The sequence below is a fragment of the Devosia sp. genome (genome assembly GCF_039927955.1).
In the GTDB taxonomy this organism is placed as follows: Bacteria; Pseudomonadota; Alphaproteobacteria; order Rhizobiales; family Devosiaceae; genus Devosia.
The window spans coordinates 207259-230870 of the sequence record NZ_JBDSUA010000005.1 but is presented as its reverse complement, the minus strand read 5'-3'; the positions used below and the strand labels follow the sequence as shown (position 1 = coordinate 230870).

Annotated in this window: 27 protein-coding genes and 1 tRNA gene; 21 read left to right on the top strand and 7 right to left on the bottom strand. The window is 60.0% G+C overall.

Translation table 11 applies throughout. The features are described from left to right. Nucleotides 1-43: 43 nt before the first annotated feature. The 3 genes from ABIT12_RS03070 (at nt 44) to ABIT12_RS03060 (ending at nt 1887) form a co-directional block, all read left to right on the top strand. The gene (locus ABIT12_RS03070) at nt 44-709 is read left to right on the top strand and encodes a hypothetical protein (protein ID WP_348043221.1); all 666 of its coding nucleotides are present in this window, start codon (nt 44-46) and stop codon (nt 707-709) included. Continuing rightward, nucleotides 706-1449 carry a pyridoxine 5'-phosphate synthase gene (locus ABIT12_RS03065; RefSeq protein ID WP_348043219.1) on the top strand — a complete coding sequence of 248 codons (744 nt, stop codon included), beginning with the start codon at nt 706-708 and terminating at the stop codon, nt 1447-1449. The genes ABIT12_RS03070 and ABIT12_RS03065 overlap by 4 nt, the downstream gene beginning before the upstream one ends. Before the next feature lie 105 nt (nt 1450-1554). Then, nucleotides 1555-1887: a hypothetical protein gene (locus tag ABIT12_RS03060; protein WP_348043217.1), complete on the top strand. Its 333-nt coding sequence runs from the start codon at nt 1555-1557 to the stop codon at nt 1885-1887. Here the strand turns inward: ABIT12_RS03060 and ABIT12_RS03055 are convergent. Then, nucleotides 1884-2546 carry a TetR/AcrR family transcriptional regulator gene (locus ABIT12_RS03055; protein ID WP_348043215.1) on the bottom strand — a complete coding sequence of 221 codons (663 nt, stop codon included), beginning with the start codon at nt 2544-2546 and terminating at the stop codon, nt 1884-1886. The two genes, ABIT12_RS03060 and ABIT12_RS03055, sit on opposite strands and share 4 nt — an antisense overlap. A 192-nt stretch (nt 2547-2738) precedes the next feature. Here ABIT12_RS03055 and ABIT12_RS03050 point away from each other — a divergent pair, with 192 nt between their 5' ends. The 3 genes from ABIT12_RS03050 (at nt 2739) to ABIT12_RS03040 (ending at nt 6974) form a co-directional block, all read left to right on the top strand. Then, nucleotides 2739-3938, top strand: coding sequence for a multidrug effflux MFS transporter (locus ABIT12_RS03050; protein WP_348043213.1), 1200 nt, complete (start codon nt 2739-2741; stop codon nt 3936-3938). A gap of 334 nt (nt 3939-4272) precedes the next feature. Beyond that, a complete protein-coding gene (locus ABIT12_RS03045) occupies nt 4273-4887 on the top strand; it encodes an NAD(P)H-dependent oxidoreductase (RefSeq protein ID WP_348043211.1) in 615 nt (204 codons plus the stop codon). A gap of 164 nt (nt 4888-5051) precedes the next feature. Next, nucleotides 5052-6974, top strand: coding sequence for a potassium transporter Kup (locus ABIT12_RS03040; protein WP_348043209.1), 1923 nt, complete (start codon nt 5052-5054; stop codon nt 6972-6974). A 4-nt stretch (nt 6975-6978) separates the two neighbouring features. Here the strand turns inward: ABIT12_RS03040 and ABIT12_RS03035 are convergent, their stop codons facing one another. Both ABIT12_RS03035 and ABIT12_RS03030 read right to left on the bottom strand, forming a co-directional pair. Continuing rightward, entirely contained in the window at nt 6979-7404 is a 426-nt protein-coding gene (locus tag ABIT12_RS03035; RefSeq protein WP_348043207.1) for a hypothetical protein, read from the bottom strand. 117 nt (nt 7405-7521) lie between these two features. Further along, a complete protein-coding gene (locus tag ABIT12_RS03030) occupies nt 7522-8646 on the bottom strand; it encodes an NADH:flavin oxidoreductase/NADH oxidase (RefSeq protein ID WP_348043205.1) in 1125 nt (374 codons plus the stop codon). 159 nt (nt 8647-8805) lie between these two features. On the opposite strand from ABIT12_RS03030, the gene ABIT12_RS03025 reads away from it, so the two are divergent. Further along, complete coding sequence (locus tag ABIT12_RS03025; RefSeq protein ID WP_348043203.1) at nt 8806-9726, top strand: hypothetical protein; 921 nt, start codon at nt 8806-8808, stop codon at nt 9724-9726. Here the strand turns inward: ABIT12_RS03025 and ABIT12_RS03020 are convergent. Next, nucleotides 9723-9896 (bottom strand): DUF1328 domain-containing protein, encoded by a 174-nt coding sequence (locus tag ABIT12_RS03020; protein WP_348043201.1) that lies wholly within the window; start codon nt 9894-9896, stop codon nt 9723-9725. The genes ABIT12_RS03025 and ABIT12_RS03020 overlap by 4 nt on opposite strands. A gap of 175 nt (nt 9897-10071) precedes the next feature. Here ABIT12_RS03020 and ABIT12_RS03015 point away from each other — a divergent pair, with 175 nt between their 5' ends. From ABIT12_RS03015 to ABIT12_RS03005, 3 genes are all read left to right on the top strand, one after another. Further along, nucleotides 10072-10707 carry a TetR/AcrR family transcriptional regulator gene (locus tag ABIT12_RS03015; RefSeq protein WP_348043199.1) on the top strand — a complete coding sequence of 212 codons (636 nt, stop codon included), beginning with the start codon at nt 10072-10074 and terminating at the stop codon, nt 10705-10707. A gap of 14 nt (nt 10708-10721) precedes the next feature. Then, the gene (ilvC, locus tag ABIT12_RS03010; RefSeq protein ID WP_348043197.1) at nt 10722-11741 is read left to right on the top strand and encodes a ketol-acid reductoisomerase; all 1020 of its coding nucleotides are present in this window, start codon (nt 10722-10724) and stop codon (nt 11739-11741) included. 81 nt (nt 11742-11822) lie between these two features. Beyond that, on the top strand, nt 11823-12566 hold the full coding sequence (locus ABIT12_RS03005) for an imm11 family protein (RefSeq protein ID WP_348043195.1): 744 nt from the start codon (nt 11823-11825) through the stop codon (nt 12564-12566). A gap of 100 nt (nt 12567-12666) precedes the next feature. On the opposite strand, the gene ABIT12_RS03000 is transcribed toward ABIT12_RS03005, so the two are convergent. After that, entirely contained in the window at nt 12667-12984 is a 318-nt protein-coding gene (locus ABIT12_RS03000) for a cupin domain-containing protein (protein ID WP_407065575.1), read from the bottom strand. 193 nt (nt 12985-13177) lie between these two features. Here ABIT12_RS03000 and ABIT12_RS02995 point away from each other — a divergent pair, with 193 nt between their 5' ends. From ABIT12_RS02995 to ABIT12_RS02955, 9 genes are all read left to right on the top strand, one after another. Continuing rightward, nucleotides 13178-13651, top strand: a complete 474-nt coding sequence (locus tag ABIT12_RS02995) for a GFA family protein (RefSeq protein WP_348043193.1) — start codon at nt 13178-13180, stop codon at nt 13649-13651. A gap of 2 nt (nt 13652-13653) precedes the next feature. After that, nucleotides 13654-14151 (top strand): heme-degrading domain-containing protein, encoded by a 498-nt coding sequence (locus ABIT12_RS02990; protein WP_348043191.1) that lies wholly within the window; start codon nt 13654-13656, stop codon nt 14149-14151. A gap of 69 nt (nt 14152-14220) precedes the next feature. After that, on the top strand, nt 14221-15114 hold the full coding sequence (locus tag ABIT12_RS02985; RefSeq protein ID WP_348043189.1) for a PhzF family phenazine biosynthesis protein: 894 nt from the start codon (nt 14221-14223) through the stop codon (nt 15112-15114). A gap of 80 nt (nt 15115-15194) precedes the next feature. Further along, nucleotides 15195-16415, top strand: a complete 1221-nt coding sequence (locus tag ABIT12_RS02980; RefSeq protein ID WP_348043187.1) for a PLP-dependent aminotransferase family protein — start codon at nt 15195-15197, stop codon at nt 16413-16415. 121 nt (nt 16416-16536) lie between these two features. After that, nucleotides 16537-16662 carry a hypothetical protein gene (locus tag ABIT12_RS02975; protein ID WP_348043185.1) on the top strand — a complete coding sequence of 42 codons (126 nt, stop codon included), beginning with the start codon at nt 16537-16539 and terminating at the stop codon, nt 16660-16662. 111 nt (nt 16663-16773) lie between these two features. Beyond that, a complete protein-coding gene (locus ABIT12_RS02970; RefSeq protein ID WP_348043183.1) occupies nt 16774-18336 on the top strand; it encodes a 2-isopropylmalate synthase in 1563 nt (520 codons plus the stop codon). Between the two features lie 50 nt (nt 18337-18386). Next, nucleotides 18387-18836 (top strand): GNAT family N-acetyltransferase, encoded by a 450-nt coding sequence (locus ABIT12_RS02965; protein WP_348043181.1) that lies wholly within the window; start codon nt 18387-18389, stop codon nt 18834-18836. 215 nt (nt 18837-19051) lie between these two features. Further along, nucleotides 19052-19267, top strand: coding sequence for a hypothetical protein (locus ABIT12_RS02960; protein ID WP_348043179.1), 216 nt, complete (start codon nt 19052-19054; stop codon nt 19265-19267). A gap of 218 nt (nt 19268-19485) precedes the next feature. After that, on the top strand, nt 19486-20439 hold the full coding sequence (locus ABIT12_RS02955; protein ID WP_348043177.1) for an endonuclease/exonuclease/phosphatase family protein: 954 nt from the start codon (nt 19486-19488) through the stop codon (nt 20437-20439). Between the two features lie 3 nt (nt 20440-20442). On the opposite strand, the gene ABIT12_RS02950 is transcribed toward ABIT12_RS02955, so the two are convergent. Further along, the gene (locus tag ABIT12_RS02950; protein ID WP_348043175.1) at nt 20443-21285 is read right to left on the bottom strand and encodes a mechanosensitive ion channel domain-containing protein; all 843 of its coding nucleotides are present in this window, start codon (nt 21283-21285) and stop codon (nt 20443-20445) included. 128 nt (nt 21286-21413) lie between these two features. Here ABIT12_RS02950 and ABIT12_RS02945 point away from each other — a divergent pair. Beyond that, a tRNA-Lys gene (locus tag ABIT12_RS02945) sits at nt 21414-21489 on the top strand. A gap of 62 nt (nt 21490-21551) precedes the next feature. Here ABIT12_RS02945 and ABIT12_RS02940 read toward each other — a convergent pair. Next, a complete protein-coding gene (locus tag ABIT12_RS02940) occupies nt 21552-22262 on the bottom strand; it encodes a GntR family transcriptional regulator (protein WP_348043173.1) in 711 nt (236 codons plus the stop codon). Nucleotides 22263-22523: 261 nt separating this feature from the next. Between ABIT12_RS02940 and ABIT12_RS02935 the strand changes: the two genes are divergently transcribed. Next, entirely contained in the window at nt 22524-23612 is a 1089-nt protein-coding gene (locus tag ABIT12_RS02935; RefSeq protein ID WP_348043171.1) for an ABC transporter ATP-binding protein, read from the top strand.

The following is a 23612-nucleotide window of genomic DNA, read 5'->3' as shown; positions in this document are numbered from 1 at the left end:
TCAAAATCGGGGCTAACTGATCCGACAGATGCGAGGGCAGGGCATGTTGATCGGCGCCATTATCGTTTTGACGCTGTTGATTGCGGGGGTGGTGACGCTGATCCTGCTCGATATGCGCTCGCGCGGCTGGGTCAACTGGTTGGGCGTGCTGGACAATTGGCAGTCAACGATTGGCACGGTGGTCGGCTTTCTCAGCGCTGCCGCGGTGCTGGTGCTGGGTACGGCGCTTAATCAGCAGTCGCAGCAGCAGCACGCCGATGTGGTAGCCCGCAATCTGGGCCGCGCCTTTGCCTACGAGGCGGAGCGCATGGCGACGGCCCTGGAACTTGGCCGTCAACTCGGCCTGCAGGTGGATATGGGCAAGACCGACCTGCTGGCCACCCAATGCAGTAACATTGCCCGGACGCTCAAGGAGCAGTTGCAGCGGGAGACGCCGGTGTTTGAGGCGGGAATCACGCACCTGGTCGATATCGGGCCGGATGATCTGGCTAGTTTCGTACGGTTTCACGCGTTCTATGCCGACCTGCGCCAGTCGCTTGATTCCATCACTGACGCGACATGTGCCGAAGCGGCTGAGGCGCAAATCGGTTACATGAGCAACCAGATGCGGATCGGATTGGGCTATTATGCCCGGTTCGCGCCGCAATATGACATCGTCCAGTTTTCTCCGGATGGAGTTCTGGAAAAACAGACCGAGACCAAGCCGTGACCCTGTTATCCGTCAATCTGAATGCCGTGGCGCAATTGCGGAACCGGCGCGATCTGCCCTGGCCCAGCGTCGTGGGCATTGCGCGCGTCGTGCTCGACGCCGGAGCCTCGGGCGTGACCATTCATCCACGCCCGGATGAGCGCCATATCCGGCGTACCGACGTGTTCGAATTGCAGGCGCTGCTGGCGGCCGAATATCCGCAGGTCGAGTACAATATTGAAGGCTATCCGAGCGATGATTTTTTGGCACTGATCGAGCAGGTCAATCCGCACCAGGTCACGCTGGTGCCGGACGATCCGAGCCAGGCAACCTCGGACCATGGCTGGGACTTTCGCGGCAAGGGCAATTTCCTGACTTCGGTGGTGCAGCGGCTGAAACAGCCGGGTCGCCGGATTTCGCTGTTCTGTGATCCCGATGCCGGGGAGGCGGGCATTGCCTTGGCCAAGGCGACCGGGGCTGACCGCGTCGAGCTTTACACCGGGCCTTATGGCGGCTGCTATGACGATGCGGATCGCGCGGTACGCGAACTCGCGGATTTAGCGATAACGGCCAAGGCGGCGCAGGCCGCCGGGATGGGCATCAATGCAGGGCACGATCTGACGCTGGAGAACCTGCCGGCGTTTCAGGCGGCGGTGCCGGGCGTCGATGAGGTCTCCATCGGCCACGGTATCACTGCCGATGCGCTGCTCATGGGTTTCGATACGGCAGTGCGGCGCTATCGTGAGGTTTTAGGCAGTTAATCGCTAAAAATGCGTCCATTCACGGCAATACGGCATTTGCTAACTCACCGATGATTTGTGCCCGAGGGCTGTTGCCGAACGGGGTAGATCGGCTAGTTTTGCTCTATGAACAAGCTCATCAGCATAGATTCGCCTTTCGTGGCGATCGATCCGATCAACGAAGCGCTGGCGATTTATACCGGGCTCGGCAAGTCGTCGTTTCCGCGCGCCCGTGGCAATGATCTGGTGATGCGGTTTGGTCCCGATGACGGGATGACGCTCAAGGCGCGCATTCTGGCGCTGATGGAAGAATTGCAGCTACCACTGGCCGAGGGCGAAAAGCGCAGCAAGAAGAGCGTCACCGAACAGGCCATCGCCCAACTCAGTGCCAAGCACCCCGAACTTGACGCCGGTGGGTTGAAGGCCCTGGGCTGGACCTATTCGTTCGGGCTGCGTTAGGCCGAGGTGGATTGGCGTGAGCCAAACGCTCGCAGGAACGTTTTGACGCCAGCCGCCGCCGTCTTGCGGATCGCCTCTTCCGTGGGGAGGGCGCAGGGTCCCTTGTCGGTCGGCAAATCCGAACAGATCAGCGCAAAGAAATGCCGCGCGGCGAGACTGGGATCGTCGATCTCGATATAGCCGTCCCGCGCTAGCCTGGCGAACTGGGCGGCAATAACCGGCCAGTCCTTGCCGGGGCCATACTCTTCCCAGGTCTTGAACAGTTCAGGGTGCTTGTGGGCTTCACGCTTGATCAGCGTCGATAGGGCCTGGCCATCGATATCGCACAGGCAACGGCCCAGCATGCGGACAGCGAAGTCGGTCAACGCCGCCTGAATGTCATCGGGACGACTTGGAAAGGTGGCAATAACCGTCATCAGCGAAGCGCTGGATCGGGTGGTGACTTCTTCGACCACGGCGCGGAATAATTGGTCGCGGTCGCCGATCAGGTTGTAAACCGTTTGCCGGGAAACGCCTGCCTCGACCGCTATCGCATCGATGCCCCCGGCAATGACCCCATCGCGCACAAAGGAGCGCTTGGCGGCATCAAGGATTGCCTGCCGCTTGGAACTGGCGCGGGCGGAGGGCGGCTCAACGATGGACGAGTCGATCTGGTTCATGGCAGCACAAGATATAGGCATTCAAGGAATTTTACAACAGTGTCCAAAATTTTGGACATTCATGCTTGACTGATTTTACACAAGTGTCCAATATCGGGCGTCGGAACAAGCGATCCTCCCCGCTTCTGCCGTCCAAATTCACATCCAACTGACCTGCCCGGGCCTTGAACCCGGCGGCTGGGGTATTCTGAAATGAACGCAACTATGCTGCGCGCCGCACTGGTGCTCGGATTGCTATCGGCTATCGGGCCGTTCGCAATCGATATGTATCTTCCTGCCCTTCCGGCAATTGGCGTCGATCTTGCCGCCAATACTGCTGGCGTGCAGGCAAGCCTGATGGCCTTCATGGCGGCGATTGCCGTGTGCCAACTGTTCTATGGCCCGATCAGCGACATGGTCGGCCGCAAGCCGCCGCTGTATTTCGGCATGGCGCTGTTTGCCGTGGGCGCGGTGGGTTGCGCGCTGGCGCCATCCATCGAATGGCTGATCATTGCGCGATTCGTACAGGGCGTTGGCGCCTGTGCGGCGATGGCGCTGCCGCGCGCGATTGTGCGTGATGGCTATACCGGCGCTGACGCTGCCCAGTTGCAGAGCCTGCTGATGCTGGTGTTTTCGGTGTCGCCGATCCTCGCCCCGCTGACTGGCAGTATCATTGTGCAGTTTGGCGGCTGGCGCGAGATTTTCTGGGTCATCGCGGTGATCGGCGTCCTCGGGATTGTCCTGACGGCCGTGTTTCTCAAGGAAACGCGTCCGAAAGAGGCTCGCCTCGAAAGTAGTGTCGGTAGCGCCCTTCGGGGCTATGGCATGTTGCTCAAGGATCGCAACTTCATCGGCCTCAGCATGATCGGCGCCTTCGGCATGTCGAGCTTCATGGCGTATCTGGCCAATTCGTCGTTCATCCTGATCGACCACTATGGCCTGACGCCGACGCTCTACAGCGTGATGTTCTCGATCAATGCCGTGTCGTTCATCGGGGTTTCCCAGTTCACCGGCCTGCTGACGCGCAAGTATGGGCTGAACAGCGTCGTGCGCTTTGCCGTCACCGGCTATGTGCTGACCATGCTGGTGCTGGCTGCGGTGTTCCTGCTCGGTGTCGATCGCCTCGACGTGCTGGCGGCGCTGCTGTTCATCGGCTACGGCTTCCTTGGCCTGGTGATCCCCACCACTGCCGTGCTGGCGCTGGACGAACATGGCGCCATCGCCGGGACCGCCTCCGCGTTGATGGGCACGCTGCAATTGGTCACTGCCGCCGTAGTGATGGGCGTGGTCGGCAGCTTCTTTGATGGTACCGCCAAGCCAATGGTGATCGGTATCGCCGTCTGCGCAGCGCTGTCGTTTGCGCTGACGCAGGTGACGCTGCGGCCCGTGGTGCGCACCGCCGCCGCTGAATAGTTCAAAGGGCGCCGAGATGATCGGCGCCCTTACTGTTTGTACCGGTCAGGTTTGTTGAACAGTACGTTCCAGTTTCGGCCCGACTTGGCGCTGATTGCGTCAATATCTCTGCCATAACTGTAAAAATCCCTTATATCGCCAATACTTACACCGGTGTGCCTAGGTGGGGCCAGTGTGCCCGTGCGACAATAAGGTGCCTCCTTGCCGCTCCCTGGGGAAGGCACATATACAGCCTCAGTTACGATTTGTTCCTGACCCATGAGAGTCGGCGGATCGTCAAACAGGTTTCCCAAAGCGGTATCCCGCTTTTCGAAAAGTCCATCAGGAGAGCGAAATGTCCAAACTCAAAATCGGCGTCATCATCAGCAGCACCCGCCCGACCCGCTTCGGCGAAAAGCCGGCACAGTGGATCCTCGAAAAGGCCAATGAACGTGCCGAGATCAAAGCCGAAATTCTCGACCTGCGCGATTTCGACCTGCCGTTCTTTGACGAAATGGCCTCCAATGCCTGGATGCCTTCGGCCAACCAGAACGCGGTCAAGTGGCAGAACAAGGTTGGCGAATTCGATGGTTTCATCGTGGTCGCTGCCGAATACAACCGTTCCATCACCGGCGCGCTGAAGAATGCCTTTGACCAGGCCTATAAGGAATGGTCCGGCAAGGTTGTCGGCTTTGTTGGCTACGGGACCGTTGGCGGCGCGCGCGCCATTGAACACGCCCGCACCATCGCAATCGAACTGCAGATGGTCAACACCCGGTCGGCCGTTCATATCGCCGGTGCAGATTTCATGGCTGTCCATCCTGGTTTCGGCGGCACCAAGTCGATTGCCGAAATTGAAGGCTCGATCGGCAACTCTGCTAAGGACCTGCTCGACCAGATCATTTGGTGGGGCAACGCTGCCAAGGCGGCGCGCGAAAACGACGCCGCAATTGCCAAGGCTGCCGAATAATTTATTCGAAAGTCCTTGCTGACTTTCGTTTACCGGCGAAGGCCGCATCCCCGGATGTGGCCTTTGTTGTTTTTGCAGGGCAACCCTGCGACAAGCTATGTGTTGTGTGTGAACCGCGCCGGGTGTAGAACCCGCCGGCTTTGTCCACGAAGAGCAACAGGTTCATGACGCAGACGAATGCGGCCGGCGCTCATGCCGGCGTCGATGCGAACGACCACACTCCCCACAGCAAAAAAGACTTTTGGGTTCTCACTTTGGGGGCCCTTGGGGTGGTGTATGGCGATATCGGTACCAGCCCGATCTATGCCTTTCGCCAGGCCATGTCGGTGCGCCCTGGCGCATCATCCACCAGCTTTGAAGTGCTGGGCCTGCTGTCGTTGATCATTTGGGCGCTGACCCTGACGGTGACCGTCAAATACATTTTCTTCGTGACCCGGGCCGACAACAATGGCGAAGGTGGTACGCTGTCGCTGATGGCGCTGGCCCGCAAGACCTTTACCAAACCGCCGGCGTGGATCCTGGGCCTGGGTATTCTGGGCGCGGCGCTGTTTTACGGTGACGCCATCATTACTCCCGCGATTTCGGTGCTTTCGGCGGTCGAAGGTATCGAGATCGTGCAGCCGAATCTGTCGCGTTTCGTGGTGCCGATCACGCTGGTCATAATTGTCGGGCTGTTTTTCGTGCAGCGCTTTGGCACTGCCAAGGTCTCGATCGTCTTCGGGCCGGTCACGGCAATCTGGTTTTTGGCGCTGGGCCTGTCAGGCTTGGTCCACATCATCTCCTACCCAGCCGTGCTGGCGGCGATCAACCCGCTGCTGGGGGCGCAATTCCTGATCACCCATGCCGGCGTAGCTTTTGTGGTAATCGGCGCGATCTTTCTGGCGGTTACCGGTGCCGAAGCGCTTTACGTCGATCTAGGCCATTTCGGTCGGAAGCCGATCGTGGTCGCCTGGTTCGGCATGGTGTTCCCATGCCTGCTGTTGAATTATTTCGGGCAGGGCGCCTTCGTGCTGCAAAAGGGCATCGAGAATGTCCACAGCCCGTTCTTTGAAATGCAGCCCGAATGGGCGCTTGGGCCGTTCGTGGCGCTGGCCACTGCGGCCACAGTCATCGCCAGCCAGGCCGTGATTTCGGGTACCTACAGCCTGACGCAACAGGCTATCGCGCTCAATATGCTGCCACGCATGGTGGTGCTCCATACCTCGGAAACCCAGAGCGGACAGGTTTACCTGCCGCAGATCAATTCATTCCTGATGATCAGCGTGCTGCTATTGGTGCTGGCCTTTGGCAGTTCCGATGCGTTGTCCAACGCCTATGGAATTGCCGTTTCCGGGGTGATGCTGGTGACATTGGCGCTGCTGGTTGTGGTGATGTGGCGTAACTGGAAATGGCACCCCGCCCTCGTCATACTGTTTGGCGTGGTGTTCCTGCTGATCGATGGCGGGTTCTTCGCTTCCAATGCCTCCAAGTTGTTCCAGGGTGGCTGGGTGCCGGCTGCGGTTGCCATGGTCGCTGCGGTGATCATGATCATCTGGATGACTGGCCGCGACCGGTTGGCCGCCAAGACCAGGAAGGACGAGGTGCCGCTGCAATTTCTCGTTGATAACCTGTCCAAGAAAAAGCCTATGGTTGTACCCGGCACCGCCGTGTTCCTGACCAGCGATATCGATGGGGCGCCCACGGCACTGCTGCATAGTCTGAAGCACTACAAGGTGCTGCATGAGCAGAACGTTATCCTCACTGTGCGCACCTCCGCCTCGCCGCGCGTCAACGACGACGAGAAGGTGCGGATCGAAGCCTATAACGAGCTGTTCAGCCGCGTGGTGGTGACTTTTGGGTACATGGAAACGCCCAATATTCCCAAGGCGCTGGCGCTTGGCCGCAAGCTGGGCTGGAAGTTCGACATCATGTCGACATCGTTCTTCCTGTCGCGCCGCTCATTGAAGCCTGGCAACAAGGGCGGCTTGATCCGCTATTGGCAGGACAAGGTGTTTACAACGCTGGCGCGCAACGCCAGCGACGCCACCGAGTACTTCCATATTCCGACCGGGCGTGTGGTGGAAATCGGTACGCAGGTCGTGTTGTAAAGCGCTATTTCGGCATGTCCGGGCAGAGAAACGGCGTTGCGGCGACGGTGAAATGCTGCTCCTGCACATCCTTGCCCAGAGCCAGCTTCAACACCAGTTCGCTATTGCTGACCGAGGCAATATCGGCGGTGATGGTGGTGCCGTCTTCATCCCAACTGATGGCGGTGGGCGAGGTCTGCTGCCACTTGGAGAGGCGGTAGGTTTCCCAGCAGCTATCGCTGACCAGCGTCCCGTCGGCGAGAAAAATCTGCATCACGCCGGGCAGGCCGGTACTTTCATCAGTGCGGACCCAGACGCGATTGAGCAGCGGGTTTTCCATACCGGGATCGTCAGCTACGTCTTCCGTTTCCGCGGCAAGAGTTGGCGCTGTGGCGCAAAGTCCAACGCCCCATACACTCATCAGCGCAACGATCGCGGCTTTGGTATCCATCGGTATTCTCCCTCGTCACCACCGATCTGGTGTCAACAGATCGATAGTGCAAGAGTGGCCCGGACAATGCGGTGATTTTGCGATGCGGGTGTGGTGCTTTTCGGGTATTGCGCCGGCTTAGACTGTGGCAAACCCGCGAATGTGCAGCACCCGGTCGCGGTCCTTGATACGGGCGCCGGCCTGCGCGGGCCACAGCGAGTAATCCTGCGCGGAGGCATCCAGAACCTGTTGGGCGTGCAGCGCCCAGTTCGGATCATCCAATGCGGCGCGGGCAAAGGCGACCACGTCGGCTTCGCCGCTGGCGATGATCTCTTCGGCATCTTCCGGCGTGCTGATCAAGCCAACCGCAGCGGTGGCGATTTTTGCGCCGTCGCGGACCCCCTTGGCGAAGGCGACCTGATATAGCGGTTCCGGCTTGATCGTGCCTTCGGCAAAGCCGCCGCTGGAGCAATGCACCAGATCGACGCCGAGCGTCTTCAGTGCCTTGGCGAACACCACGCTGTCCTCAACCTGCCAGCCGCCTTCGGCATTGTCGCTGGTCGAGATGCGCACGAGCAGCGGCTTGCCTTCAGGCCACGCGGCGCGCACCGCCTCGACCACTTCGAGTGGCAGGCGCATGCGGTTTTCGCGGCTGCCGCCATAATTGTCGGTGCGCTTGTTGGCGAGTGGGGAAAGAAACTGATTGAGCAGGTAGCCGTGGGCGGCATGGATTTCCACGGTGTCGAAACCTGCCGCATCGGCCCGTTTGGTCGCATCGACGAATGAGGTCACCACGTGCTTCAGTCCGGCTTCGTCCAGCGCGGTGGGAGTCTGGAAATCCGCGTTGTCGGAATGGGCGATGGCGCTCGGGGCCACTGGCGTCCAGTGCTCATAGCCAACCGAAGCGGGATCGAGACCCTTGTGAAAGCCGACTGAGGTTGAGGCCTTGCGTCCCGCATGGGCCAACTGGATGCCAGCGGCAGTGTGCTGAGAATGCAGAAAATCGACGATCCGCTTGAGCGGCGCGATCTGTTCGTCCTTCCATAGACCAAGATCGGCATAGGAAATGCGCGCCTCGGGCGAGACGCCCGTTGCTTCGAGCAGCACCAGACTGAAGCCGCCCAGCGCGAAGCGCGACAGATGCGCAAAGTGCCAGTCATTGGCCAGGCCGTCGATGGCTGAGTACTGGCACATCGGCGCCACGATGGCGCGGTTGCGCAGGGTCAGGTCACGCAGGGCGAAAGGCGAAAACAGCTTGGACATGGAAAACTCGGTGGATGGCGATAACAGAGTTTGCAATCTGGTCTTTTCGCCTTCCATCGGCAAGTGCCGATATAAGAAATCTGACCATGCGCTTGATGCATAAGCTGCTGTTGGCGATTCAGAGGCAGCGCGGTATCAGTTGCTGCAAGGGGGAGCGCCATGAAAGTCACGCTGGATCTGGATGCTCTGGTTGCCGGCGGCAAGCTGACCAAGGATGAGGCAGTGCGGCTGAAAGGCCTGGCGGCATCCGACACGACAGCGCTGGGCACCAATATCTTTCTCGCCTTTGGCACGGTTGCCGTCGCGCTGGGGGCAGGGGTGCTTCTGCCGTCCGCGATCACCGCCGTGGTTATCGGCGGCTTGCTGATGGCTCTGGGCATGTCGCTGACCATCTCCAAAGTCGTGCGCTGGGCGGTCTTTGCGCAGATCGTGACCGTCATCGGCGCGCTCGGTGTGCTGGGCGGGGTGATGCTGCTGTCGAATGGTTCTGTGTGGATCAATCTGGCGCTGGCCGTTGGATTGGCCGTGGCGTCCGTCGCCGCGCTGTCTGGCCTGCTGGCTTCGCTGTCCGTGTTGATGCTGTCGGTGGCGATGGGCAGCACGACGGCCTATTGGAGTGCCAGCTACTTTCTCGGCGTCGATCGGCCAGCGCTGACCATCGGTGTACTGTGCCTGCTGATCCTGGGGCTCTATCTGCTGTCGTTGCGACTGCCACATATGTATGAGCGGTTGGCGATCATTGCCATGCGCACCGCCATCCTGATGGTCAACGCTGCATTCCTCGTTGGCTCGCTATTCGGGGATGGTTTGCTCGGCTGGTCGAGCGGGGCGTTCAGCATCGTCTGGGCATTGGCGCTGCTGGCCTTTGGCCTATGGGCAGTCACGGCCAATCGCCGTTGGGTTGTCAATGCCGTCGCGGTCTTCGGCGGCATTCATTTCTATACCCAATGGTTCGAGTGGCTGGGGCCAGAGCCCTTCGCCATTCTCGGTGGAGGGCTTTTGCTGATTGGTTTTGGACTGGCGCTGGCGCGGTTCAATCGCTGGATCAGCGAGCGGAAACGGGCTGCAGCGGTAGCCTAAAACACCATCTGGCCGATTGCCAAGGCGATCACCACCGTCAGTACGGCCAGGGCGATGAAGATGAAGAACAGGATTTTGGCGATGCCGCCGGTGGCGGCGGACAGGCCGGTAAACCCTAGGCCACCGGCGATCAGGGACACGACAAAGAAGATCAAGGCCCATTTGAGCATGGTGTGCTCCTGCTAAATGATTGACGCTGCGGGGATAACTCGGACGCGTGGCAAAGCGTTGCACGGTCGGCAGGGCATATGTGGAATATTGGTTCATCTACCCGGTCAACTTCCCACTTGCGCCGAACCGTACGGTACGGTACGGCTTGCGAAAGATTGGGACGAGGATTTTAGCGTGGCGCTGGCCATCAAGGTCAATGAAGAGAGCTTTACCCCGCGTCAGCAGGCAGTGCTGACAGCGGCGCTCGATCTATTGGTCGAAAATGGCGACGGGCTGACCATGACAGCGGTCGCCCGCCGGGCCTCTTGCTCCAAGGAAACGCTGTACAAATGGTTTGGCGATCGTGATGGCCTTCTGACCGCCACGGTGCAATGGCAGGCGGCCAAGGTGCGGATGCCGCAGGTGTCGCGGTCCGGGCTATCGGCCAAGTCGCTCCGGCTCAGCGTCGAACAGTTCGCCAAGGATCTGCTGACGGTTTTGACCGGGGAAATCTCGGTGACGCTCAATCGCACCGCAGTTACCCACGCAGCGCAGGAAAAGGACAGCCTCGGCACCATCGTGCTGGAGAATGGTCCCTTGGCCATCCGCCGTCGGCTCAAGCCAATTCTGGAAGCGGGCAGGGACGCACGCCTGCTGCGCTTTGATAGCAGCGAAGAGGCATTCCGCACCTTTTTCGGGCTCGTCGTCCGCGACGTGCAGATCAGATTGCTGCTCGGCGACAAGACGCTGATGCAGACCAATATCGACGCGGACGCCAAGGCCGCGACCGATCATTTCTTTGCCCTCTACGGGCCCTCAACACCGCAATAACAGGGAGAACTCCAATGCGCGTTTATTACGATCGTGATGCCGATCTCAACATCATCAAATCCCGCAAGGTTGCTATCGTCGGCTATGGTTCCCAGGGCCATGCCCACGTGCTGAACCTGCGCGACTCCGGCGTCACCGACGTTGTCGTGGCGCTGCGTCCCGGTTCGCCGTCGGCCAAAAAGGCCGAAGGCGAAGGCCTCAAGGTCATGTCGGTTGCCGACGCCTCCAAGTGGGCCGATGTCATCATGATGCTGACGCCGGACGAATTGCAGGCCGACATCTACAAGCAGCACATCGAGCCGAACATCCGCGACGGTGCCGCGCTGGCCTTCGCCCATGGTCTGAACGTGCATTTCAACCTGATCGAACCGAAGTCGACCGTCGACGTGATCATGATCGCGCCGAAGGGCCCGGGCCATACCGTGCGCGGCGAATACCAGAAGGGCGGCGGCGTGCCATGCCTGATCGCCGTGCATCAGGACGCCTCGGGCAATGCCCATGACATCGCGCTGGCTTATGCCTCGGGTGTTGGCGGCGGCCGTTCGGGCGTCATCGAAACCAACTTCCGCGAAGAATGCGAAACCGATCTGTTCGGCGAACAGGTTGTGCTGTGCGGTGGCCTGGTCGAGCTGATCCGCGCTGGTTTTGAAACCCTGGTCGAAGCTGGTTATGCACCAGAAATGGCCTATTTCGAATGCCTGCACGAAGTGAAGCTGATCGTTGACCTGATCTATCAGGGCGGCATCGCCAACATGAACTATTCGATCTCCAACACCGCCGAGTGGGGCGAATATGTTTCGGGTCCGCGTATCGTCACCTCGGAAACCAAGGCCGAGATGAAGCGCGTGCTGCACGACATCCAGTCGGGCAAGTTCACCTCGGAATGGATGCAGGAAATCAAGGCCGGCGGTTCACGCTTCAAGGCCACCCGTCGTCTGGCCGATGAGCACCAGATCGAAGAAGTCGGCTCCAAGCTGCGCGACATGATGCCCTGGATCAAGGCCGGCGCGCTGGTCAACAAAGAAAAGAACTAACTACTTTTTTAAATAGCCGGAGGAGAGACTTCTTCTCCGGCTATAACCGGCTCGTACAACTCGTTGTAAAGCGGGCCTCTCATGATTGACGGACGAGTTTTCAAGCTTTTTGAGCGACCGTTCCACCAGACCAAAGCCAAGGTGGTCGGGGTCCTGGGTGCGACGCCAGACGTGTGGCTGGTCGGCGGGACTGGTCGGTGTGCCCGCAGGCGCCTGCCGGCAAATGTAGGCCAGTTTACCTTCACCATTCCTGATTACGGGCACCCGGCTCGAACGTGCGAACTTTACGTCTTTGACGATTACATGGTCGTCTCGGAGGCGATAAAATCGCTTATTTTAAATCATGTACCTGCTGACGACATCGAATGTTGCGAGGTGGACGTTCGGCGCGCCAACGGCGCTTTCCCGGCGAGTGCATATTACGCCCTGAAAATTCTCAAACAGATCGACTGCATCGACGCAGAGCGTTCGCTGGTCAAGGAAGGCTACCTTTCCGATCAGAAAAGCGTGCCACTTTCTAGCAAGTTGCAGAGCTACCGCTTAGATGAAAGTCTCGCCCGAGAATTTGCCAACGATGGGAGCAATCTCTACACCTCCTATGTTGCACATGCTGGAGATGTGTTGAACCTAGCACTATTGGACGAGACAATTCCGCCAGGATGCGTCTTGTTCCAACCCGCCAAGTTTCCGCAGTCCCTGTTGATTGAGCAGCAGTTCGGGCGGCTTCTGAATCAGCATTCGGGTCCTCAAGGTTACGTGTTCTGGATGCTGGATCTGGATAATGTGAGTCAATCCCGCATGCATCTGATACAAGTGCTTAGGTAGCTGCGGCTGCATTTTGAACTAGGCGCAGCTCTTCCTTGGGACGTTTTGTTTTGGTTCTGCAACCCACGATGACGCCTTGGTGCTTGATGGCTCGGGGTAGCTAAATCAGCACCACGCTTTCCTGCTCATTGGGATCGGTACGCGCAATCAGTGCCCGCGCCACCTTGTCGGTCGGGTTGAACGGCTGGTGCGGTATGCCGGCGGGGATGTAGACGTAGTCGCCCTCGTTGACCTGATCGAGAAATTCCAGGTTCGGTCCGTGGTAAAATGAGGTGCTGCCTTCGAGCTGGAAGATCGCGGTTTCGTGGGCCTCGTGGTAGTGCGGCTTGGCTTTGGCGCCGGGCGGGATCACCAGCATGTGCATGCAGATGCCGGTCGAGCCGGCCGATTCCGCTGATATGCCGGCAAAATAGTCCAATCCCTGCTTGCCGTGAAACTGGCGCCGCCCCGGATGACTTTACACTCGGCCATTGCTGTGTTCCCCGCTGTTGTCGTGGCGTAAACATATCCTGAAACAGCGGTCATGTTTCAACTGGCGAGACGCTTTAGCGGCTCCCGGCGATGGGCTAAACATGTGACGACAGCGAATGCGCGAGTCGAGCGAGGGGCCAATGCAGTTACCGGAGTTTCCAGTCGAGGGCGGCTGCCAGTGTGGCCAATTGCGTTACCGGCTCAAGGCCAGCCCGCTCGGCGTTTACAATTGCCACTGCAAGGACTGCCAGCGCTTTTCCGGGGCTGCGTGGTCGATGTCGGCGGTGGTGAGACGTGGCGATTTCGAGCTGATTGCCGGAACGTCCGAGACTTACCTCAATACCGCCGATAGCGGTCGCCAGGTGGCAATGCATTCCTGCCCCAAGTGCCACACGCGCGTCTGGAACGAGCCGCTGGCGGCCACCGACATCTATGTGTTGCGGGCGGGCACCCTCGATGACATGGACTGGGCGGTGCCGATCGGCAGTATCTGGACTGACAGCAAAGCCGCCTGGGTGGAGATCGATCCGGCGCAGGTGAATTTTCCGGGGCAGGCGCCCAGCCGCGAACCGCTTTATGCGGCGTGGACCGCATTGACGCACAAGGACAGCTGAGCATGGCAAAAGCCGACGATATCGCCCGCATCATCGAGCAGGAACAGAAGCTGCTGCTGCCCAGTTTGGACGAGGACGTCGCCTTTGCTATCGGCTCGTCGATCCGCAACCGGGCGCTGGCCGAAGGCCTCCGGCTGGTCGTCGATATCCGGACCTGGGACAGGCAGATGTTTTTCGCGGCGCTGCCCGGCACCACTGCCGACAACAGCGAATGGGTGCGGCGCAAGATCAACACGGTGCGGCGCTATCAGAAGGCCAGCTATCGGTTTGTGGTCGAGCGCGATGGCGATGCGGTGTTCCCGCCGGTCATGGCGGCAGATCCGGCTGACTACGTCATCGCCGGTGGCGGCTTCCCGTTGCGGGTCGTGGGCGCTGGCATCATTGGCTGCGTGACCATTTCGGGCCTACCCGGGCGCGAGGATCACAATGTTGCGGTGGCCGCATTGTGCGATCATCTTGGTCTGGACCGGGCTTTGCTGGCGTTGGGGCCAGAAAGCTAAATATTGCTGCCCTGCCAGCTTGACTAGCTTAGGCAATTGGCATGATTTGAGCCTCGTGCGGGGGCCAAAATGAAACTCAATTATCTGTTGCTGGACGTCTTCACCAAGCAGCGTTTGCAGGGCAATCCGCTAGCGGTCGTGCTCAAGGCCGATGGTCTGCTTGATGGTGAAATGCAGGCCATTGCGCGCGAGTTCAACCTCAGCGAGACGGTGTTTCTGGTCAAGCCGCATGCCGAGCGCAATACCGCGGCGGTGCGTATATTTACGCCTGCCGTGGAGTTGCAGTTTGCCGGCCATCCCACGGTCGGTGCCGCAGTGGTCCTGGGGCTGCAAAACAAGGTCAGCGCCGTTCGGATCGAGGAAAAGGTCGGCCTGATCACCGCGCTGTTCGAGAAGGCCGACAAAAGCTCGGGGGAAGCCAGATTTGCGCTGCCGCAACTGCCGGCGGAAATTGCGCCATTGCCAGATAAGGTCGCGATCGCGCTGGCGCTGGGGATCGAGGTCAATGACATCGGATGTGGTCCCTATCTGCCGGCGGTTTATTCCGCAGGAACGGGATTTCATCTGGTTCCAGTGCGCGACACCGCTGTGCTGGCCCGGCTGGAACTGAACATGGGGCTTTGGGGCCGGGCCTTTCCGCATGAGCGGCAATCGGTCTATGTGTTTACGCAGGCCCCCAATGAGCGCGGTATAGATCTGGCCGCGCGGATGTTCTCTCCGGGCATGGGGCTGGGCGAAGACCCAGGCACCGGCGCTGCTGCGGCGGCGCTGATCGGGCTGTTGGCCAAGCATGCGGACATTTCCAGTGGACAAGTGGATTTCGTGCTGCGCCAAGGCAAGGAAATGGGACGTTTGTGTCTGATCAGGATGCAAATGAAGCTCGACAATGACGTGCTGGTGCATGGCGCCATCGGCGGCGATGCCGTAGTGGTGGGCGAAGGTGTGCTGGATCTTGGTGACTGACTGCAATAGTAGGTCAGCATTATTGACGTAAGTGCCGTTTCGTGATGTGGTCTCGGCCATTGAATTTGGGAAGACCTGACATGGAATGGGACGAGTTGTTCGCGTCGCGCGCAATGCGCATGAAGGCGTCGGAAATCCGCGAACTGCTGAAGCTGCTGGAGCGGCCCGACATCATTTCCTTTGCCGGGGGCATCCCCGACGCTGCGCTGTTTCCTAAGCAGGCAGTTGCTGACGCCTACAGCGATGTGTTGACCGGACCGCAGAGTTCGGCGGCGCTGCAATATTCGATCAGCGAAGGCTACGTGCCGCTGCGCGACTGGATCGTACGCGACATGGCCAAGATCGGCATAGTCTGTACGGCTGACAATGTGCTGATCACCTCCGGCTCGCAACAGGCGCTGGATTATCTGGGCAAGCTGCTGCTGTCGCCCAGGGATACGGCGCTGGTGACCTGGCCGACCTATCTGGGTGCTCTCGGCGCGTTCAATGCCTATGAGCCCAACTATGATCGACTGACGCCGCTCAGCAATCGTCCTGCCGAAGCCTACAACGAACAGGCGGAGCAGGCTGGCGGGGCGGTCAAATTCGCCTATTGCGTGCCCGAATTCAACAATCCGACCGGTGAGACCATGCCCCGCGCCGAGCGCGAATGGCTGCTCGATCTGGCGGAGAGCCTCGACATCGCCATCATCGAGGACGCCGCCTATCAGGCGCTCCGCTATGAAGGCGAGGCGGTGCCGCCAATTCTGGCACTCGACCTGGCGCGCCATGGCGGCGATATCGAGAGCACCCGCACGCTCTATTGCGGCAGCTTTTCCAAGACGCTGGCGCCGGGCCTGCGCGTCGGCTGGATTGTCGGGGCGCAAACCGTGATCCGCAAACTGGTGCTGGCCAAACAGGCGGCGGACCTGCATTCGTCAACGATCAACCAGATGGTCATCACCAAAGTTGCCGAAACGGTGTTCGAGGAGCAAGTGTCCAAGGTCCGCGCGACGTATAGCCACCGCCGGACGCGGTTGCTGGATGCGCTGGGCCAATACATGCCGCCGGGCGTGCAATGGACCAAGCCGCAGGGCGGCATGTTCGTGTGGGTGACGCTGCCCGAGGGCATGGATGGCGCGGCGCTGCTGAAACGCTCGCTGGAGACCGCCAAGGTCGCGTTTGTGCCGGGTAAGGCATTCCATGCCGATGGGTCAGGCGCAAATACGATGCGGCTGAGCTTTTCCTGCGCCAGCGATGCGATGATCGAAGAGGGAATCGCCAAATTGGGCCAACTGATTGCCGACGAACTGGCCGCCTGAGCGGCACTGGTGCCGGCAGGCGTGCCGGAGATACAGACATCTCGATCTAATATCGGGCAGGGTAGAGGCTTGAAACTGTGCGCAAATACGCGCATGATGATGGGGTAACTGGATTTCCGTCATGCAGCGCAAGCGCGCCATCGCCATTGCAATCGAACAGCGTCAGGTCAAACAGACCCAGATGATGATCATGGCTGCAATGCTGCTGCTTCCAGTTCTGCTCCTCCTTCTTATCAGCCCCTGGTAACCGACAGCTCGGATAGCGAGCGGGTGGTCAGGGGATAGTGTCACAAGCCGAACACAGCAATGTCCGGCCTGCAGAGCTTATGTCTCGCGGCCGTTTGATAGGAACAGACCAATGACTTCCCCCGCTACCAATTCCAATAAAGACCGCGTCTTCATTTTCGACACTACGCTGCGTGACGGCGAGCAGTCGCCAGGCGCCACCATGACGCTGGAAGAAAAGCTGCAGGTTGCCGAGACGCTCGACGACATGGGCGTCGATATCATCGAAGCCGGTTTTCCGATTGCATCCAATGGCGATTTCGAAGCGGTCTCGGCAGTGGCCAAGCGCGCCAAGAATGCGGTGATTGCCGGGCTGGCGCGCGCCATTCCCGCCGATATCGACCGCGCGGCCGAAGCGGTGCGCCATGCACGCCGTGGCCGCATCCACACCTTTGTATCCACCTCGCCGATCCATCTGGCCCACCAGATGAAGAAGACCGAGGAACAGGTGATCGAGATCATCGCCAAGACGGTGGCGCAGGCACGCAACCTGATTGACGACGTCGAGTGGTCGGCAATGGACGCGACCCGGACGCCGATCGAGTTCCTGATGCGCTGCGTCGAAACCGCGATCAAGGCCGGTGCGACCACCATCAACCTGCCCGATACCGTTGGCTATGCGGTGCCGCAGGAACATTTCCAGATGTTCAGGACGATCATCGAAAAGGTGCCTGGCGCCGACAACGTGATCTTTTCGGTGCATTGCCATAACGATCTTGGCCTGGCCGTGGCGAATTCGCTGGCCGGTGTTGCCGGTGGTGCGCGACAGGTGGAATGCACCATCAACGGTCTGGGCGAACGCGCCGGCAACGCTGCGCTGGAGGAAGTGGTCATGGCGCTGCGCACGCGCGGCGATGCCATGCCGTATTTCACCAATATCGAATCCACGCATCTGGCCCGGGCCAGCAAGGTGGTTTCGGCGGCAGCCAATTTTCCGGTGCAGTATAACAAGGCGATCGTGGGCAAGAATGCTTTCGCCCACGAAAGCGGCATCCATCAGGATGGCATGCTGAAGAACGCCGAGACCTATGAGATCATGACTCCGGAAAGCGTCGGCATCAAAGCCACGACGCTGGTAATGGGCAAGCATTCGGGCCGCGCTGCGTTCAAGGACAAGCTCAAGGAGCTGGGTTATGAGCTGGGCGACAATGCCTTCCAGGAGGCGTTCGTGCGCTTCAAGGATCTGGCTGACCGCAAGAAGCATGTCTATGACGCCGATATCGTCGCGCTGGTGGATGATGAAGTCGGCTCCGTCGGCGATCGTATCCGGCTGGTCGACATGGAAGTCGTTTCCAAGACCGGCGGCGTGCATCGCTGCAATCTGACACTCTCGATCGACGGCGAAGAAACCGCTGTGACCTTCGAGGGCACGGGCTCAGTCGATGCGATTTTCAACGCCATCAAGGAAGCGGTCGGCCAGCAGCCGCATCTGGTTCTCTACGCCGTTGATGGCGTCACCGGCGGTACCGACGCGCAGGCCAGCGCCCATGTGCGCCTGGAAATGAATGGTCGCATCGTCTCTGGCAATGCCGCGGAACCAGACACGCTGGTGGCTTCGGCACGCGCCTATCTCAATGCGTATAATCGCCTGCTGATCGAACGTGGCGCTTCGGCCCAAGGCGCAATGGCCGGCTAACCAACAGACCCCGAGCCCCGACCCATGGTGGCCGGGGCAGGGAGGGTTTCATGGGATATGAGCTGATCGAAGTGGCCGCCCCGGATGATTGGACGGCTTATCATGCCATTCGCAAGGCGGAGTTGTTCGACAGGCGGCATCCCCCGATTGGATACGATTTCGACCACCCCGATGACGGCATGCCGCAACACCATAATTATCTGCTTAAGCTCGATGGCCGGCCCATCGGGGTTACTCGACTTGATCTGCGGCCTGAAAGCGTCGCCATCTTTCGGCTGGTGGCCATCACCGCACCAATGCAGGGGCAAGGCCACGGTCGGGTGTTGAGCGAAATGGTGGAGGCCAAGGCAAAGGCGTTTGGCTGCACGACGCTCTGGGTCAATGCTGCGAAAACGGCAGTCGGCTATTATTATAAGACCGGCTGGAGCGAACACGAATGGGATGCCGAGGAACGGATCGGTATCGCCATCGAATGCACCCAGATGCGCAAGCAACTCTAGCCGCGAAAGCCGCTGCCCGACGTTTTTACACAGGTCGGGGTTGTGCTTGACGGGGTTCTACCCCTTGCGGAGCGGGGTTTACATGCGGGTTATTGGTCCGCTCGCATTTTGAATCTAAACGCAAGCCCTGCGTAGAGATTACGAAAGGTATGGCGGCCCACACTTCCGCTGGCCAATCAGGCGCACTTTCCCCTATTCAGCCTTTGGAGCGACCAATGATGCCACCGATCTATGTTCTGGCTCGCGATCACCTCGAGCGGGCCGCCGTTATCCTGAGGAGCGACGACCGCCGCTCTCAACAAATACGCAGCATCATCGAGCGGACGATCAATCTGATGGAAACGGACCGGTTTGACCGGCCAGAGCAGACCGGCAATGTGCTGGACTTCCACCAGTATCGCCGGCGCAAGGATGACCGGCAGCTGCTGTAGCGCCGTTTCGTCAAAGCGTGCTGGCGTCTCCGAGGGGAGGGCGTCAGCATGAACCCCAGCACATTCTGGTTCGTCGCGGGACAAGTCCAACTATAACTCCTGCGCCAACCGCAATAACCGCCAGCCAAGGTATTTCATGGCTGGTAGTTGCGGTAGCGCCTTGCCAAGTTGATGCGGCTACGGCACCACCATAAGCAGCGCAAGTGAGGCAGAGGCAAATGGTGGTCCCCGAATTCCGTGGTGTCCTGACCGGCCTGTCGCTGGTGGCTGTTGGTTTGCTGGCCGCCACCAATATCGACTTCGGTCTGGCCGGCGAGGCGCTGCTCAGTTCGCTCCAGTTTCATATTGGTCTGGCCGTGCTGGCCCTGCCGCTGCTGTTGCTGCTGACGGGCGCCTGGCGTCGCGCGCTGCTCATGTTGGGGCTGATCGTCATCGGCCTCGCCGACGGCGGCTACACCGTGCTGCAGCAGCAATCGTTGCGGTCTGCTTTGGCAAAGCAGACACCGGTGACAACGGTGTCAGTCCTCAGCTTCAACGTGCTCAACAGCAATGTGCGGGGTGCTGACGCGGCTGCCTATATTGCCAGTTCCGGCGCCGACATCGTCACCGTGCTGGAGGCTGTCGGGTTGGGGGATCGGCTGGCAGATCTGGCTCGAATCTATCCCTATCGTCTGGGCTGCGAGACCGTTGCCATCTGCGACATGACGCTGCTGTCCAAAACGCCGTTTACCGAGGGCCGGGTCATTCCATTGCCCTCGCTCAATCGGCTACGGCTCATTACGGCCAAAACCATGGTTCACGGGCAGGAACTGGCCGTTGTTTCGATGCATTTGAGCAAGCCCTATTTCGACGGTATCGCGCCCTGGGAAATGAAGCAGGTCGGCTGGGCCATCGGCCATCTCAAGGGACCGGTGGTCTTGATGGGAGATTTCAACGCCGCTGCCTGGTCGCATGATGTTGCGCAGTTTGTAGCCGAAGCCAAGCTGATGCCCGGGCCAGGCTATCCGGCCACCTGGCCGGTCGAAGCGGGTGCTTATGGCGTGCCGATCGACAATATGTTCACCCGGGGTGGCGCGCTGATCCAGTCGATTGCCGCAACCCCGCAATCCTATGGCTCCAACCATCGCGGGTTGCTCGCCACTGTGGCGATCATGCCGCCGGCAGCGCCATAAAGCTCAGCGGTTTTCCGGGCTGGGCACATTGGGGTCGGGCGTGACGTTGATCTGGGCCTTGTCGGCTTTGGTACCGGTCAGTTCACGATTGAGCGCGATCTTGGCGTCCTCGGTCAACGCGTAAAGCGTTGGCAGATAATCGGGTGTCGAGACCCAGGCGCGCAGCTGCATCTGCACGGCGGAGCCGGTGAGGCTTTCCACATGCACACTGGGTGCCGGATCGACCAGCACGCGCTTGTCGGAGGTGGCGATGCGCAGCAGGATTTTGCGCGATTTGGCGATGTCGATGCTATCAGGCACGCTGACATTGACGTCGATGCGGCGGCGGGGCTCGCGGCTGTGGTTGGTGATGGCCGAGGCCCAGAGTTTTTGATTCGGCGTGAACAGGTATAATCCGCTGGTTGAGCGCAGCCGCGTGCCGAACAGGCCGATTTCCACTACGATCCCGGCCACACCATCGCCCTGGATATATTCGCCGATGGCGATGGGCCGTAGCCAGATCAGCATGATGCCAGCAGCGATGTTGGCCAGCGTGCCTTGCAGTGCCAGGGCCACGGCCAGACCCGCCGCGCCGAGCACGGCCAGAATAGTGGTGTTGGCCACGCCCAGCAGGTTGAGCGCGGTGACGGCCGCAAAGATCATGATGCCATAGCGCGCCGCTTCCGACAGCAGCGGCGCAAAGTTCTTGTCCACGCCATAAGCACGAGGCAGCAGGTGCCGAACGGTCTGCGAAGCCCAGCGCGCGGCGTAGCGGCCGGCAATCAGGATGGCGATGGCGCCCAGAATCGAGGCGGAATTGGCCAGCAGCCAGTTTGCCGGGACATAGAACAGGTCTGAAATCTGCATGAGAAACCTTGGGCTTAAGCGGGCCGGTTCATCTTAACAGTGCTGATTGGACAGGAAAATGGCATGAGGCGCTAGACAGGGGAGAATCCCTTTGCTAGAGAGCAGCCACTTTGGAAGCTCCGGCATTGGGGCGAGTAGCTCAGCTGGTAGAGCAGATGACTCTTAATCATCGGGTCCACGGTTCGAATCCGTGCTCGCCCACCAAAGTCTTCGTAAACTACTGAACGAATGGCGCTCCTCAGGGAGCGTTTTTCGTTTGTGCCGGATTACAGCGTCAGGGCATCCCGCAGCGGCATGCCCTCGGAGACGCGCAGGTCCAGATCCGATTCGATGTGATCGATATGGGACAGAACCAGTGCGCTGGCCAGGTCGGCATCATGCTGCTCCAGAGCGCGCAGGATGGCCCCGTGATCGGTGTGGCCGCAGCTCGATGCGCCCGAGCGGCCGTAGAGCGCAATCACCAGTGATGAACGCGCCACCAGTTCTTCCATGAACTTGAGCAGGATGGCGTTGCCGGCGACGCTGGCCATCAACAGATGAAAATCACCCGAGGCATGGATTTCGGCGCGGCGGGCGCTGGGGCCGCGTTCGCTGAGCAGACGGCTTTCATCATGCAGGCGCTCGCGGAACGCGGCGATCTGCGCGGAGGTAATGCGTTCGGCTGCGGCTCGCGCGATGCCTGGTTCGATCAGCCGGCGGCTGTCGAACACCTGCCGGGCTTCATCGGGGGAGGGGTTGGCGACGAAAGCGCCGCGATTGCGCTCGGTCTTGACCAGGCCTTCGAAGGCCAGCGCCTGCAGCGCAGCACGGACGACGGTGCGGCTGACATCGAACAGCGTCCCCACCTCGGCTTCCGACAACTTGGTGCCCGGCGCCAGCCGGCGATCGACGATGGCATCGCGCAGATGATCGCGGATCATTGCAGATCGGTCTTCGGTCGCGCCCAGTTCGGGCATGGCATGGTCGGCGATGTTCATCGGTCCCTCGCGGTCCCATATTCATACCCAGAATTGGCCAACATGTAAGCCCGAGATTGAATACTTGACGATTCAGGATTGCATACAATTTTTGCGGACATTGCGGACAACTGCTTAAATATCGAGCACATGTAGTATCTGATGCTAATTGGTGCATGCAAGTTGGAATGTGAAACTCGTTCAATAACAATGCCTTAATGCGGTAAGGGGCGACTGGCACGGAGTCTGCATAGTGAATGGCAGATAACCCGGGGTGGCTTTATGTCCAAAGCAGCGGAAATCGATCTTGCGTCAGTGTCCAAAATCTATGGAAACACGACGGCCGTCGATGCCATCAGCCTGAAAATTCCAGCCGGCAGCTATTGCTGCCTGCTTGGCCCCTCGGGCTGCGGCAAGACCTCCACGCTGCGGATGATTGCGGGCCACGAGAGCATCTCGATCGGCGACGTTCGGCTTGGCAATACGGTGGTGACCGATCTGCCGCCGGCCAAACGCGGCACGGCGATGATGTTTCAGTCCTATGCGCTGTTTCCCCATCTCAACCTGATCGACAATGTGGCGTTCAGCCTGAAGATGGCTGGTGTTCCGGCTGATGTGCGCCGCGCCAAGGCGCTCGACATGCTCAAGCTGATGCAAATGGAGGCCTATGCCACCCGTCGCCCGGCCCAGCTTTCGGGTGGCCAGCAGCAACGCGTGGCGCTGGCCCGGGCGCTGATTACCGATCCGGAAGCACTGCTGCTTGATGAGCCGCTGTCGGCGCTTGATCCGTTCCTCAAAATTCGCATGCGCGCCGAACTGAAGAAGCTGCAGAAAAGCCTCGGCATCACCTTCGTGCATGTGACCCATAGCCAGGAAGAGGCAATGGCGCTGGCGGACATCATCGTGGTGATGAGCGATGGCCGTATCGAGCAGGCGGCGACGCCGCGGGAAGTGTTCGAGCGCCCGGCTTCAGCCTTCGTCGCCCGCTTCATGGGTGATCATAACGTGCTCAGCGGCAAGGCGACCGGCTCATCAAATGGGCTGGTGACGCTTGAGGTTGTGGGCGGCGGGGTGTTCTCCGCATCCGGCTCACCGCGCGAACCGGGCAGCACTGTCGATATCGGCATTCGCACCGATCACGTCAAACTGGGCGAAAGCCCGGTCAAGGGGCTCGGCTTTACTGGCCTGGTTTCCAACATCGAATATCGCGGCGCCACCGTGAAGCTCTCCATCGACGGCGCCGGCATCGAAGATTTCACCGCCATTGTCGACGACCGGAGCTTTTTTGCGACGCCGGTTTCCGTCGGGCAGGCGGTGCCACTGCATTGGGACGCCTCGGACGCCATCGTCCTGGGCAATCTCGATTCATAA